This window comes from Streptomyces sp. NPDC030862 (assembly GCF_055571835.1).
Window position 1 is genome coordinate 158979 of the sequence record NZ_JBVIEN010000010.1, and the last position, 15081, is coordinate 174059.

The 15081-nt window shown below is 69.6% G+C and carries 4 protein-coding genes and 1 pseudogene; 2 read left to right on the forward strand and 3 right to left on the reverse strand.

Features of this window, described 5'->3' with window-relative positions; all coding sequences use genetic code 11:
- Positions 1 to 58: 58 nt before the first annotated feature.
- Both ACZ42X_RS26190 and ACZ42X_RS26195 read left to right on the forward strand, forming a co-directional pair.
- Positions 59 to 7063 carry a polymorphic toxin-type HINT domain-containing protein gene (locus ACZ42X_RS26190; RefSeq protein WP_468294791.1) on the forward strand — a complete coding sequence of 2335 codons (7005 nt, stop codon included), beginning with the start codon at positions 59 to 61 and terminating at the stop codon, positions 7061 to 7063.
- Positions 7064 to 7956: 893 nt separating this feature from the next.
- Entirely contained in the window at positions 7957 to 9093 is a 1137-nt protein-coding gene (locus ACZ42X_RS26195; RefSeq protein WP_468294794.1) for an LAETG motif-containing sortase-dependent surface protein, read from the forward strand.
- Positions 9094 to 9159: 66 nt separating this feature from the next.
- On the opposite strand, the gene ACZ42X_RS26200 is transcribed toward ACZ42X_RS26195, so the two are convergent.
- The 3 genes and pseudogenes from ACZ42X_RS26200 to ACZ42X_RS26210 all read right to left on the reverse strand — a co-directional run.
- Positions 9160 to 10956, reverse strand: a complete 1797-nt coding sequence (locus tag ACZ42X_RS26200; protein ID WP_468294797.1) for a GMC oxidoreductase — start codon at positions 10954 to 10956, stop codon at positions 9160 to 9162.
- 35 nt (positions 10957 to 10991) lie between these two features.
- Positions 10992 to 12662 carry a succinic semialdehyde dehydrogenase gene (locus tag ACZ42X_RS26205; protein WP_468294800.1) on the reverse strand — a complete coding sequence of 557 codons (1671 nt, stop codon included), beginning with the start codon at positions 12660 to 12662 and terminating at the stop codon, positions 10992 to 10994.
- A gap of 1548 nt (positions 12663 to 14210) precedes the next feature.
- Positions 14211 to 14999: pseudogene (locus ACZ42X_RS26210) on the reverse strand (serine/threonine-protein kinase); the annotation flags it as partial.
- Between the last annotated feature and the right edge of the window lie 82 nt (positions 15000 to 15081).

Genomic DNA, 15081 nt, shown 5'->3' on the forward strand with positions numbered 1-15081 from the left:
GATCTTGAGATCACGTTTACGCGCTGGGCAGATAAGACGGCGCATACGTTTTCGGCCGATGACGCGCTGGGCAGTCCCGGCGCTTGCGTCCACCATCCTCGTTACCGGACTGCCGTCGACTCCGGTCGCCGTGGCAGCGCCGGAAAATCTTCTGCCGGGGCTGCAGAAACTCACCAATGTTCCCGGTAAGCCCGCCAAGGGCGCATCCAGCAAGGCGCTCTCCGGGGAACGGACCTGGAAGGCCGCGCCGACGGTGGCCTGGCCGAAACCCGGCACCGCCGATGTCACACTGCCGTCCACGACGGCTCCCGCGAAGTCCCGCCTCACCGGGTCCGTGGCCGGAACGGCGGTGAAGGCCGGCACAGTCCCCGTACGACTCGCCGTCGCCAAGCCAAACGCCGCCACGCCACCCGTACGGGCCAGGGTCGAGGTCAAGGACCGGGCGTCCGCCCAGCGTGCGGGGGTGGACGGGCTCCTGCTGAAGGTGCAGCGGACGGACACGGGCGTGTCGCCGAGCCCGCTGGCCGTGGAGCTGGACTACCGGGGCTTCCGCAATGCCTATGGCGGCGATTGGGGTTCGCGTCTGACGTTCGTGGCGCTCCCCGAGTGTGCCCTGACGACTCCGCAGAAGCCGGAATGTCAGACACGCACGCCGCTCGCCACGACGAACAACGCGGCTGCGGGAACCGTCACCGCGACGATCCAGCCGCAGGCCAAGCCGTCCGCGGCCAAGGCCTCCGGGACCAAGGCCGCGCCGGCGAAACCCGCCCCCATGGTCCTGGCTGCCACAGCCGGCGCGAGCGGAGCCAACGGCGACTACCGCGCGACGTCGTTGAGCCCTTCCGGTTCCTGGCAGGGTGGCGGTGCATCCGGTGACTTCTCCTGGTCGTACCCGATGGAGATCCCGGCGTCGCTGGGCGGTCCCGGTCCGTCCCTGGGGCTGAGCTACTCCTCGGCGAGTGTGGACGGGCGTTCCTCGGCGACGTCCCAGCAGCCCAGCTGGGTCGGCGACGGCTGGGACCTCGCCTCGAACTTCATCGAGCGGACCTACCTGCCGTGTTCGGAGGACCGGAAGGAGGGTTCGGGCCACAACAACCCGAAGAACCCGACCGGTGACCTCTGCCAGGGCCCGCCGATGGTGACGATGTCGCTCAACGGCTCCTCCACGCAGCTCGTCCTGGACGACGCGACCAAGAAGTGGCGTCCGCAGGGGGACGACGGCTCCCGCGTCGAGCTGGTCAAGGGAGCGGTCAACGGCGACACGGAGAAGGAGTACTGGCGCGTCACCAACATGCAGGGCGTCCAGTTCTACTTCGGCCTGCACCGGCTCCCCGGCTGGGCCGCCGGGAACGCGGAGACGAACTCCGCGTGGACCGTGCCGGTGTACGGCAACCACCCGGGCGAGGACTGCCACCAGACGGCGTACGCAGAGTCGGTGTGCGATCAGGCCTGGCGTTGGAACCTCGACTACGTGGTCGACCCCCGCGGCAACGCGATGACCTACTGGTACGCCAAGGAGCGCAACCACTACGGCTCCAACGTCACGGAGCTGGGCAAGTCCACCGCCCGTGGCTACGACCGGGGCGGCTGGCTGACCCGCGTCTCGTACGGTCTGCGGAGCGACGCCCTCTTCGCGGCGGCCCCCGCCCAGATCACGTTCGATGTGGTCGAGCGCTGCATCAAGACGGATACCTTCGACTGCGCCGAGGCCAAGCTGACCTCGGAGGCGCAGTGGGAGACCACGCGCAACTGGCCCGACGTACCCGCCGACATGCTGTGCGAGTCGGGCAAGGAGTGCAAGGACCGCTACTCGCCGACGTTCTTCTCCCGCAAGCGGCTGACCGCCGTCAACACCTGGGTACTCAAGGCCGGTAAGCACGAGCCGGTCGATACCTGGACCCTGACGCAGGACTTCAAGTCCACCGGTGACGGCGGCGTGGCGGGAGACTACCCGCTGTGGCTCGCGAAGATCCAGCACACGGGCAAGAACGGCACGCCCATCGCGATGCCACCGGTCGTCTTCGGGGGCAAGCAGTTGCCCAACCGGGTGGACAACGACACCGACGGCAACCCGCCCTTCCTGCGCTGGCGTGTGGAGACGATCCAGACGGAGACCGGTGCGCGGATCGCGGTGAAGTACGCCGCGCCCGAGTGCAGCAGCGTGGAGCCGAAGAAGCTCCCTGCCACTCCCGATACGAACACGCTCCGCTGTTATCCGGTCGTCAGAGAGGTCCCGGACCCCACCGACCCGACCGGCATGAAGAAGGTGTACTCCACCGACTGGTTCCACAAGCACCGCGTGGACCAGGTGCGCGAGGAGGACAAGAACGGCACGTCGCCGACCAAGGAGACCAATTACGTCTACCTGGGTACGCCGGCCTGGGCCTATGACGACGAGTCGGAGGTCCTGAGCGAGCGTGCGCGCACGTGGTCGCAGTGGCGCGGTTACGAGCGCGTACGGACCCTGGTGGGCGTCGCGCCGGACAAGCGCACGATGGTGGAGAACCTCTACTTCCGAGGCATGGACGGCGACAAGCTCGCCGGCGGTACTCGGCGGTCGGTGAAGGTGAAGGACAGCGAGGGCGGCGAGGTCGCCGACCACGAGCTGTACGCCGGGCAGACGCGCGAAACCCTCTACTACAACGGCGAGGGCGGGGCTCTCGAGTCGGCGACGCTCTACACACCATGGGTCCACGGCCCGACCGCGTCCCGCAAACGCGGCGACGAGGGTGCGCAGCCGCTGCAGGCATGGGTGCAGGGCACCACGACCATCGCCTCGCGCACGGTGCTCTCGGACGGCCGGGGCATGATCCGTACGGCGGTCGAGCACACGTACGACACCCGGGGCCGGGTGCTCAGCACCACCGACCGCGGCAACACGGGTAAGCCGGACGACGACACGTGTGTCCGTTACGAGTACGTCGAGGACTTGTCCAAGTGGCTCATGTCGCTCCAGAAGCGGGTGGAGTCGCTCACCAAGGCGTGTGACGCGACCACGATCCAGCGTCCGCAGGATGTCGCGTCGGACAAGCTCGTCCATTACGACACCGTCGGCAACGTCATCAAGGCCGAGTCGCTGTCGGGGTACAAGGACGGCCAGCCGGTCTACACGCTCAACGGGTCCACGACCTTCGACGCGTACGGACGCCCCATGTCGGCGACGGATGTGTACGGCAACGTCACGAAGACGTCGTACACCCCCGCGTCAGGCTCGGTCGTCACGAAGATCACGACGACGAATGCGCTCGGTCACGTGAGTTCCACCGAGTTGGATCCTGGTCGTGGCCTGCCGGTGGCGCAGGAGGACGCGAACAAGCGCCGCTCCGTGATGGAGTACGACGCGCTCGGCCGTCTGCTCAAGGTGTGGTCACCGGACCGCGACCCGGCGACGACGATCCCGGACGCCGAGTTCGGCTACAGCGTGACCCCGGACGCTCCGGTGGTCATCACCACCAAGCGGCTTCTGGAGAGAGGCACCTACCGCACCAGCTACGACATCTACGACGGTGCGCTCCGTCTTCGTCAGACCCAGCAGCCCGCGCTCGACGGCGGCCGGGTCATCACGGACACCTTCTACGACAGCCGCGGGCTGATCTGGAAGGAGAACGGCGCCCACTTCAATGACCAGGCCCCGTCGGCCGGTCTGTGGATCTCGGACGACAACAAGGTGCCGGCGTCCACGCGCATGGAGTACGACGGCATGGGGCGCCCGGTGGCGACGATCGCCCGGAAGCTCGGCGCGGAGACCTGGCGAACGACGACGTCGTACGGCGGCGACTGGATAGCGGTCGACCCGCCCAAGGGCGACACCCCGACCAAGGCGCTGATCGACGCCAAGGGTCGTAAGACCCAGCTCCAGCAGTTCAAGGGCGACAGCCCTTCGGGAACGTTCGACAAGATCGACTACACGTACGAACGGCGGGGGCTGCTGGAGTCGGTCACCGACCAGGCGGGCAACAGGTGGTCGTACAAGTACGACATCCGCGGCCGCGCGTACGAGACGGTGGACCCCGACAAGGGGACGTCGAAGACGACGTACGACCAGGGCGATCGTGTCCTGACCGTCACCGACGGCCGTGTCCCGGCGAAGACGGTCGCCTTCGCCTACGACGCCCTCGGCCGCGTCACCGCCACCCACGAGGGCGCGCTCACCGGACCGAAGATCACCGAGCAGACGTACGACACCCTGCCGGGCGCGCTCGGTCTGCCGGTGAGCTCGACGCGTTACGTCAACGGGAACGCCTACACCCAGGCGGTCACGGCGTACGACGCGGAGTACCGCCCGCTGGGTAACAAGGTCACTATCCCCGCGTCCGAGGGGAAGCTGGCGGGCGACTACCTCTACACCAACACGTACAGCAAGACGACCGGCCTCCCGCAGACGGTCACGCATCCGGCGGCGGGCGGCTTGCCCTCCGAGCGTGTCAGCCTCGGCTACAACGGCTTCGACGTGGTCGACACGATGTCGGTCGCGGGCAGGACCTTCGTCGCGCAGACGCAGTACACGCCCCTGGGCGACGTGGTGCGTACGAGGGTGGGACCGGCCGGCAAGCAGCTGATCTCCAGCCACGAGTTCGACGAGCAGACCCGCCGGTCGACCCGTTCCGTGTACGACCAGGAAGTCGGGCTGACCAGCACTGCACGCATCAGTGATGTGCGTACGGCCTACGACGACGTCGGCAACGTCCTGAAGATCACGGATGCACAGGGTGCCAACCCGGCGCAGGCCACGACCGACACCCAGTGCTTCGCCTACGACTACCTGCGGCGCATGACCGACGCCTGGACGGCGACGGACGACTGCGCGGCCAAGCCCGGCAGCGCAGGCCCGGGATCGGCGCCGAAGGTGGGCGGTCCGGACCCGTACTGGACGTCGTACACCTTCGACGCTGTCGGCAACCGCAAGACCGAGGTCAAGCACGACACCGTCGGCGACACCGCCAAGGACGTCATCCGCACCTACACCTACGAGACCGGGGGCACCACCACCAGCCGCCTGTCCAAGGTCCACACCAAGGGGCCGCAGGGCGAGCGGGAGGACCTCTTCGCGTACGACACGGCCGGCAACACCACGAAGCGTGTCGTCCAGGGCAACACCCAGACCCTCGAGTGGGACGTCGAAGGCCACCTGCAGAGCGTGACCAAGGGCACGGAGAGCACGTCATACGTCTACGACGCGGGTGGCAACCGCCTCATACGACGCGACCCCACCGGGACGACGCTCTACCTGCCGGGCACCGAGCTCAAGCTCGACAAGGCCGGCAACATCGCCAAGGGCACGCGCTATTTCTCCCACCCGGCGGGCCCCGGCATGGTCAAGGTCGCCCAAGCCGGCACGATCACTACCTCGTACCTGCTCGGCGACCGCAACGGCACGGCGACCACGTCAGTGGATGCCACCACCCAGGCGGTCACGCGGCGCAAGTTCACACCCTTCGGGGAGGCGCGGGGCGAGAAGCCCTCGATCTGGCCAGGCGAGAAGGGCTTCGTCGGCGGGACGGTCGACGAGTCCACGGGGCTCACCCATCTCGGGGCACGCGAATACGACCCGGCGGTGGGGCGGTTCATCTCGGTCGATCCGATGATGGACATGGCCGAGTCGCAGACGATGAACCCGTACGCGTACGCCAACAACAGCCCGATCACCTACAGCGACCCCACCGGCCTGTGGTTCAGCCTGCCAAAAATCATCCATGAGCGAAAGGCCCGCGCTGCCGCCGGCGCCGGCGTCCCTCCCGCGCCTGCCCGGCCGGTGGCAAGCGTCAGTAAGAGCGACGTCGAACGCGCTCGCGCGTTCAAGCAACAGAGCAAAACCGATGTCGCTCTCCAAGTGGCCAAGGAGGCCCTGAAGGGGCTTACCGGGTGGGATGACATCGCCGACTGTCTCGGTGGAGACGTGGGCACCTGCGCGATGCTGGCCTTTGAGGCCGCGGTTCCGATGGCGGGTAGCGGAAAGCGCGTCTTCAAGGCCCTCGACAAGGCATGGGACGCCTACCGCAGATGGGAGGACGACGTCCGATGGGCCGTCGGCATCATCAAGCGCGCCGACTCCGACGCCGTCGCCATGGCCAAGTACACGGAAGAGATGGCCGCGTGGAACAAGAAAGCGGATGCGGCCATAGCGGCGAAGAAAGCCGAAGCCGACGAAGCGGCGGCGATAGCCGCGAAGAAGGCTGACAGTGGTGATGGCGGAGGCGGAGGCGACAGCGGAGGGGGTGGCGGCGCCGGTGAGTCCTGCACCGTCAACAGCTTCACGCCCGAGACCCTCGTTCTCATGGCCGACGGCAGCAAGAAGGCCATCAAGGACCTGAAGCCCGGCGACAAGGTCATCGCGACGGATCCCGAGACCGGCGAGACGTCGGCCAAGGATGTCTCCGCCACCATCATCGGCAAGGGGTCCAAGAACCTGGTCGAGGTCACCGTCGACATCGACGGCGAGAAGGGCGACAAGTCGGCGACCATTACGGCCACCGACGGGCATCCCTTCTGGGTCCCCGAGCTCCGCGAATGGATCGACGCCACCGACCTGAAGTCAGGCCAGTGGCTCCGCACCAGCGCCGGCACGCACGTCCAGATCACGGCTGTGCAGCGCTGGACCCAGCAGGCGACGGTTCACAACCTCACTGTCGCCGACATCCACACGTACTACGTGCTGGCCGGGGCTGCTCCGGTCCTCGTTCACAACTGCGGGTCTGCCTCAGTTGATGAGCTGGCTGCTGCTGCGACCGGGCCTTACAAAAAGGCCAAAATCGACACACGCACAGGTAAAATTGCTCGCGGTCAAAGCAATGCGGGGCGCGCACTTCAGAAGCATGCAGACCCGAGCCGGGGACCGATTCACGCAAGCAAGTTCCCGACCCTCGCCTCGGATGCGGAGCGGACTGAAGTAGGCGACAATATGATCCTCGAGCTGCTGACCAATCCAGGCAGCACAGACACGGTGGGTTCTGCATCAGCGCACTATGGCGGCACGGTTCGCGACATATGGCATCCAGACGGTAGCTACGGCGCACGCTGGAGTATGCGCGGAGGCGGGCTCACATTCGAAGGGTTCCTCGGGTGAGGGTAGTAGAAATCGCAGGGCAAAGGTATCGCCTCTTCCTTGTGGCCAGCATTCATGAAGATGCCAAGTATGTCGAATGCCGCGCCATGGATACCGGAGATTGCGTTTGCGAAATCCGCATAGACGCTGCGGACGGCCTCTACCTCATGCCGACATCCAGGATGGCCGACGCGCATGTCGTGGCCGTAGCGATCGATTATGCGAAGGAGATAGCGCGCCCCCCAGGCGGCGCGGAGAGTAATTAGAATAAACCCTCCAAATTACCGAAAGCCCCACCTGCGGAATGCTGGTGGGGCTTTTTGGCAGCTCTTGGCGGCAACACTGACGACAACGTCAACGGCTGCGGCGGGTGAATCTCGGGGTTCGTCATGGGTCGGACGAGGTCGCCAATGGCTTGACACTGGAGAAGAAGCTCACGGAACGCCAGGGAAGGAGAACAGAGGCGATGCAGGGTAGAAGGACAGCGACCTCGCCGAATGCGTGCCCTCCTTGACGGGCCAAGCTGCCGGGCCTCAGCGGCCAAAGGGAGCGGCACATGGTCGCCGAGACGTCAAGGAGCGCAGTCCTGCGGTCAGTCTCCAGATGGGCGCCGGGGACTTCTTCACAGAGGGGTATCAGCGGTCCTGCAAGAGCTGCGCGGCGGCGACGAACCCCTTCCCTGCTTCGAGACCAATGCCGACAAGGTGTACTGGTACGAAGTCCGGCGGCCGGACGCTGGGCCATTCGTGTGACGCAGGCCACATAAAGTTTTCGCCAGTTGGCGCACAACCATCCCCACCCGTCACGGGTCATGCATGCGAAACAACGGCCACACCCGTGACACCCCCACCTCGGGAGGCGGCCCGCCAGACTCCGTGCCGCGTGATGCGGTACGCCAGACCACGAGGTCTTGAATGAAGCTTCGCCGCGCCATGGCGGTCGCCGCCGCGACCGCCGTCATCGCCCCTGCCGCCTTCCTGGCGGCTCCGGCCGCGTACGCGACGGACGGCACCACCAGCACGACCTCTACCGGCGGCGCCGGGGAGCAGGGCACCACCACGCCCGACACGACGACGCCGGACACGGCGGACGACGACACCACGACGCCGGGCTCGACGACCCCGGACGACGCGGACACCACCGAGGGCGAGAAGCCCGCCGCGGAGGGTGAGAAGCCGGCCACGGAGGACGAGAAGCCCGCCGCCGAGGGCGAGAAGCCGGCCGAGGGTGAGAAGCCGGCCACCGGCGAGAAGCCCGCGGAGAAGCCCGCGGAGGGCGAGAAGCCCGCCACCGGCGACAAGCCCGCCGAGAAGCCCGCCGAGGAAGAGGAGGGCGAGGGCGAGGGTGACGAGGACTTCGCGTGCGAGGAGGGCTCCGTCTCGGTCTCGCTCGGCGGCTTCCCGAACAAGATCACCGCGGGTAGCGGCTGGAAGAACTTCACGTTCAACGTGAAGAACACCGGCAAGCAGGACATCCGCGACCTCAACGTCTTCACCGCCGCCACCTACGCGGACGAGATGGAGAGCGAGGAGACGAACAAGCTGGTCGACGAGTACGCCCACTTCGAGTACAAGGACCCCGAGTCCGGCGAGTGGATCAACGACTTCGAGGGCAGCGGCGTCAACAACGGCGTCTTCTTCGGCCAGTTCGACCTGGACGCCGGCAAGCAGGTCACCATCGACCTCCGCGTGAAGATCGACAAGGGCGCGCCGGCCGGCGACGGCCTGGCGATCGCCGTCGGTGCCTACGACAACGGCGCCGAGGACGAGTCGTACAAGTGCTTCGAGAACGGCGACATGTACCCGTTCCAGGTCCTCGCGGCCGGCAAGACCCCGGGTGAGGTCGAGGACGCCAAGCCTTCCGGCGAGAAGCCGAAGACCGACGTGAAGCCGCAGGGTGAGGCCAAGCCGCTGCCCGTCACCGGCAACCTCGCCGAGACCGGTTCGTCGTCGATGCTGCCGGTGATCGGTATCGCCGGTGGTATCACCATCGTCGCCGGTGCCGGTGTCGTCTTCGCGATGCGTCGTCGCAACAGCGGCGCCACCGCGTAACCAGCACCACACAGACAAGAGAGGCGCTGCACTCGGAGGGGGGTGCAGCGCCTCTCGTGTGTCCGGTTATGCCTTCGGCGGGACCGTGGGGATGCCCAGGAACGGGAGCTTCAGCGCCGCGAAGGCGTCCGCCGGGACCGCCGGGGACGTGGGTTCGACCGGGGTGAGGCGTTCGTAGGCGGCGCCCTGGCGGGGGCGGGGGTCCGGTTCGCCCTTGTTGGGCCAGAAGGACATGGCGCGTTCCGCCTGGGCCGTGATGGTGAGGGACGGGTTCACGCCGAGGTTGGCGGAGACGGCCGCGCCGTCGACGACCGAGATGCCCGGGTGGCCGTAGAGGCGGTGGTACGGGTCGATGACGCCGTCCTCGGCCGTCGCGCCGATCACACAGCCGCCCAGGAAGTGCGCGGTGAGCGGGGTGCCCATGAGCTCGCCGACGTTCGAGCCGGCGAAGCCGTTGATCTCCTCGGCGAGGAGGGAGGCCGCTCGCGTGCCCTCGGGGATCTGCTTGGGGTTCGGGGCGCCGTGACCCTGGCGGGCGGTGAGGAGGCCCTTCCCGATGCCGTCGCGCTTGCGGTAGGTGGTGAGGGAGTTGTCCAGGGACTGCATGACGAGCCCGATGATGGTCTTCTCCGACCAGCGGCGGTTGGAGAAAGAGCGCAGCGCCTGCAGCGGGTGGCGGGCGACGTTGCCGAGCCAGGCGGCGACGCGGTGGTCGGAGTACGGCACCTGGAGGATCGACAGGGACCCCATGGCGTTGGAGCCCTTGCCGTAGCGGACGGGCTCGATGTGGGTGTTGGCGTCCGGGTGGATGGAGGACGTGATCGCGACGCCGCGCGTGAAGTCGACGCGGCGGTGGCCGTGGCGCTTGCGGTAGCGGCGGTCCGTGGTCTGGGACCCGACCAGCGCCTCCGAGTTCGTACGGGTCAGCTCGCCGAGGCGGGAGGAGAGGCGGGGCAGTTTCCCCTCGTCCTTCATGCGGTGCAGCAGGGTCTGCGTGCCGTACGTGCCCGCCGCGACGACGACGTACCGGCAGCGCAGCGTGCGCGGGGTGGCCTTGCGGCGGCGGTGCGTGGGGACGGTGGTGACCAGGTAGCCGTCGCCGGAGGCCGACTCGGTGAGGGCGGTGACCGTGGTCATGGGGTGGATGACCGCCCCCGCCTTCTCGGCGAGGTGGAGGTAGTTCTCGGTGAGGGTGTTCTTCGCGCCGTGCCGGCAGCCGGTCATGCACGAGCCGCACTCCGTGCAGGCGCTCCGGTCGGGGCCGGCCCCGCCGAAGTACGGGTCGGGCACGGTCGAGCCGGGTGGGGCCTTCGCCGTACCGTCGGCGTCCCGGCCGTCGCCGAAGAAGACACCGACCGGGGCGAGGTGGAAGGTGTCGCCGACCCCCATCGCCTCGGCCGTGGCCTTGAGGTGGACGTCCGAGGGCGTCATGGTCGGGTTGAGGCGTACGCCCAGCATCCGCTTGGCCTGGTCGTAGTACGGCGCCAGCTCCGCCTGCCAGTCCGTGATGGCGGCCCACTGCTTGTCCTGGAAGAAGGGCGCGGGCGGTACGTAGAGGGTGTTCGCGTAGTTGAGGGAGCCCCCGCCGACACCGGCGCCCGCCAGGACCATGACGTTGCCGAGCAGATGGATGCGCTGGATGCCGAACAGGCCGAGGGCGGGGGCCCAGAGGTAGTTCTTCACGTCCCAGGAGCTCTTGGGCAGGGTCTCCCGGGTGAAGCGGCGGCCCGCCTCCAGGACGCCGACCCGGTAGCCCTTCTCCGTGAGGCGGAGGGCCGAGACCGAGCCGCCGAAGCCGGAGCCGACGACGATGACGTCGTAGTCGTACGCGTCCTCGGAAGGCGATTCGTCCTGGTGGGGCATGAACTCTCCTCGTACCGAAGGGGAGGGGGAAAGGTCTAGCGGAAGCGGAACGCCTTCATCAGCCGCAGGCTGTGGCTCATGAACGCCGCGTACTTCTCGTCGTCCATGCCGAAGGACGGCGCCAGTGGCATCAGCCGCTGCTGCGCGATCGTCTGGGCCTCGGTGTACTTGAGGATGCCCTCGGAGCCGTGGCGGCGGCCGAGGCCCGAGTCCTTCATGCCGCCCATGGGCGACTGGACGCTGCCGTACGCCGGGGCAAAGCCCTCGTTGATGTTGACCGTGCCGGTACGCAGGCGGGCGGCGACGGCGTGGCCGCGGCGGCCGTCCTTCGTCCAGACGCTGGCGTTGAGGCCGTACGCGGTGGCGTTGGCGCGCTCGACGACCTCGTCCTCGTCCGTGAAGCGGTACACCGAGACGACCGGGCCGAAGGTCTCCTCGGCGCAGACGGACATCGGTTCCTGGACGCCTTCGAGGATGGTCGGCTCGTAGAAGAGCGGGCCGATGTCGGGGCGGGTGACGCCGCCCGCGAGGAGCGTGGCGCCCTTGGCGACGGCCTCGTCGACGTGCCGGGTCACCGTCTCCAGCTGGCGCTCGCCGACCAGGGAGCCCATGTCGGCGCCGTACGCGAGGGAGTTGCCGAGCCGCATCGCCTTCGTACGGGCGGCGAAGCGCTCGATGAAGTCGTCGGCTATGGACGCGTGGACGTACAGCCGCTCGATGGAGATGCACAGCTGGCCGGCGGAGGAGAAGCAGGCGCGGACGGCACCGGCGGCGGCCTTCTCCACGTCCGCGTCGTGGAGGACCAGCATGGCGTTCTTGCCGCCGAGTTCGAGGGAGACCCCGACGAGCCGGGCGGCGGCGCCCTGGGCGACCTCGCGGCCGGTGCGGGTGGAGCCGGTGAAGGAGACGTAGTCGGCGTGCTTGACGACCTCGGGGCCGACGACCGGGCCGTCCCCGAGGACCACCTGGAAGACCTCGGCCGGCAGACCGGCTTCGATGAGCAGGTCACGGGCCCACAGCGCGGTCAGCGCGGTCTCGGTGTCGGGCTTCATGACGACGGCGTTGCCGGCGACGAAGGCGGGCAGCGCGTCGCCGACGGAGAGTTCGAGGGGGTAGTTCCAGGGCGCGATCTGGCCGACGACACCGCGCGGTTGACGCAGCTCCGTGACCTTGGTGAGCGCCGGTACGACGCCGGCGTGGCGCTTCGGCTTCAGGTACGCGCCCGCGCGGCGGCCGTAGTGGCGGGCCGCGACGGCGACGGCCTGGACCTCCTCGTGGGCGTGCAGGCGCGCCTTGCCGGTCTCCAGCTGGATCAGGTCCAGCACTTCGGCCTGGCGCTGGAGGACCAGGTCGTGGAAGCGGAGGAGCACGGCGGCACGGGCGCGGACCGGGGTCGCGGCCCAGACCGGCTGGGCGGCGCGGGCGCGCGCGAACGCCTCGGCGACGTCCTCGGGGGTGGACTCCGGCAGGTCCGCCAGCTTCTCGCCGGTGAACGGCGTGTGGTTGGCCGTGCGGCCGGAACCGACCACGCCGCGCGTGAGCTGGGCGACCACCTCGGGTGTGACCACATCGGCGGCGGTGCGGGCGCCGGCCGGGGCGGGGGCCACGGGGTTCGTCCCGATCCGCTCCGTCGCTGCGGGGGAAGCCGAGGGGGCAGAGGTGGCCCGCGTCTCCGTGGAGTCCGTCGTGTCCGTCGAGTCCGTCATGGGGGCGAGGGTATGCGGAATGCCGGGCGCGCGGTACCCGCCGGTAACAGCTTTTCGCGGGACCCTCACACCACGCCAGCGATCACTGGCAAATAAGCCCTGATCAGGGGCTCGTCAGGCGTGCCGCACGCGGAAGGAATCCAGAACCGTGTCGAAATGGCGCTTCAGCTCGTCCAGGCGCGTGAGCGGTGCCGAGACCCACACGTTGTACAGGCGGCCGCCCTCGTCCCAGCAGATGTCGTACGTACGCCGGGGACCCTCGCCGTCCGTGAAACCGTTCCAGGTGAACTCGCGGAGGGCGGCGGGCAGGCCGTTGTGCGTGGTGGGGGTGACCTTGGCGTCGCGGTAACCGGGGTTGCCGTCCGGGCCGTCGGCGTCGGCGCGGCGCATGGCCGCCAGGGGGCCGCCCTCGACGGGCCGGCGGATCCGGATGCCGATCCGGTACGCCTTGTCCGGGGACATGTAGTAGACGCGTTGGCCGTCCGTGCTGCGGAGGTATCCCTCCGGGACGACGAGGGAGAAGCCTCCGGGGTCGGAGACGGCGCGGTACCCGGCGGGTACGGGGGTGGAGCGCGTCGGGGTCGGGGCGGGAGCGGGGGTGGGGCCGCTCTGGTGCCCCGAGGGGGACGCCGTGACGGTGGCCACGGGCGGCGCGGCGCCGCCGTCACCGGTGTCCCCGGGGTCGTCGCGCAGGAGCAGCACGCCCGCCGCGCCCGCCCCGGCGAGCGCCGCGGCGGCGGCCAGCACGGTGGCGGCCACGACGGGGGTGCGGAGCGGGTGGCGCGTGCGGTGGGCGGTGGGCGTGGGGCGGGTGACGGCGGAGTGGGGCGGAGGGATGGGGGCGGTGGGGGCGGCCGTGGCACTGGGTGGAGGGGAGAGGGGGGAGGTGGCCGTGGCGTCACCGGGGCTGCTGGAGCATGCGGGGTTGGTGGGGTTGGTGAGTTTGGTAGGGGCGTGTGAGGCGCTCGGGTAGCCGGGGCTGTGTGAGGCGGTGGTGTCCCGCGGGGCGGACGAGCCGCCCGAGGTGTCGGCGTCGCCAGAGGTGTCGGCGCCGGCCGGGGCGGGGGACCCGCCGGAACCGCCGGAGTCCGGCACGGCAGGCGCCCCACCGGGGCCGCCGGAGCGACCGGAACCGCCCGAGCCCGGTGCGGCAGGCGCCCCGCCAGGGCCGCCGGAGCCGGCCGGGGCAGGCGCCCCTCCCTCGCCGGCGGCGCCGCCCGAGTCCGGTGAGACGGCGGGGCCGCCCGAGGCACCCGGGCCACCAGCGTCGCCCGAGCCGCCCGGGCCACCGGCGTCACCCGGGCCACCAGAGCCGTCGGAGCCGCCCGGGGTCTGCCGGAAGGGCCGGGGTGGCCAGTGGAGCAGTTCCGACCGCTGAGCCCTCTCGGATCGCCCCTCGGACCGTCCCGCCGAACCCTCGGAACCCTCCGGCCCCTCCGACCCCCGAGACCGCTCACGAGCACGCTGCGACCTCTGCGCCCGCTGCGCCCACCTGCTCCGGGTCCGCGCGGTTCCGTCCTCCGCCGCCTCGTCCCGCGCCCGGGCGTGGCCCGGTTCCGGAGGCCGCTCGGCCGGTGGCGGCGGCTCGTACAGCGGGGTCGTCCCCGTCACCAGGTAGGTCCTCAGCAACCGCTCCGCCTCCGCCACGCCGATCCTGCGCGCCGGGTCGCGCTCCAGCAGCCCGCGTACCAGCGGCATCAGCGGTCCGGCCGCCGCCGGGTGCCGGACCTCCTCCTCCACGACCGCGTGCAGCACCCCGCCCAAGGAGTCGCGGTGGAAGGGCGACTGGCCGGTCAGCGCCGCGCACAGCAGCGCGCCCAGCGACCACAGGTCCGTCTCGGGCCCCGCCTGCGCGCCCTGCATCCGCTCCGGAGCGGTGTACTCGGGCGAGCCGACGAACATCCCCGCCTCCGTGAGCGTCGTCGCCCCCGCGAGGTGCGCGATGCCGAAGTCGGTGAGGACGACCCGCCCGGTGCCGTCCTCCAGCAGGACGTTGGCGGGCTTGAGGTCCCGGTGCAGCACCCCGAGCGCGTGCGCGGCGCGCAGCGCGCCCAGCAGCGCCAGGCCGATGCGCGCCGCCTCGGGCGGGTCGACGGGGCCGCGTACCGCGAGCAGTTCGGCGAGCGAGAGTCCCTCGACGAGCTCCATCACGATGTACGGGGTGCCGTCCTCCTCGACCACGTCGTGGACGCAGATGACGTTCGGGTGGTGGACGCGGGCGACGGCGCGCGCCTCACGCAGCGAGGAGTGAGGGGTGGCGCCGGCGTCGACGTGGATCTCCTTGACGGCCACCCGGCGGCCGAGGAGCTCGTCGTACGCCCGCCAGACGGTCCCCATACCACCGCGGCCGAGCCGGGATTCCAAACGGTAACGGTCGGCGATCCGCCGCTGCTGCCCCAGTCCGGACACGGCACATCCC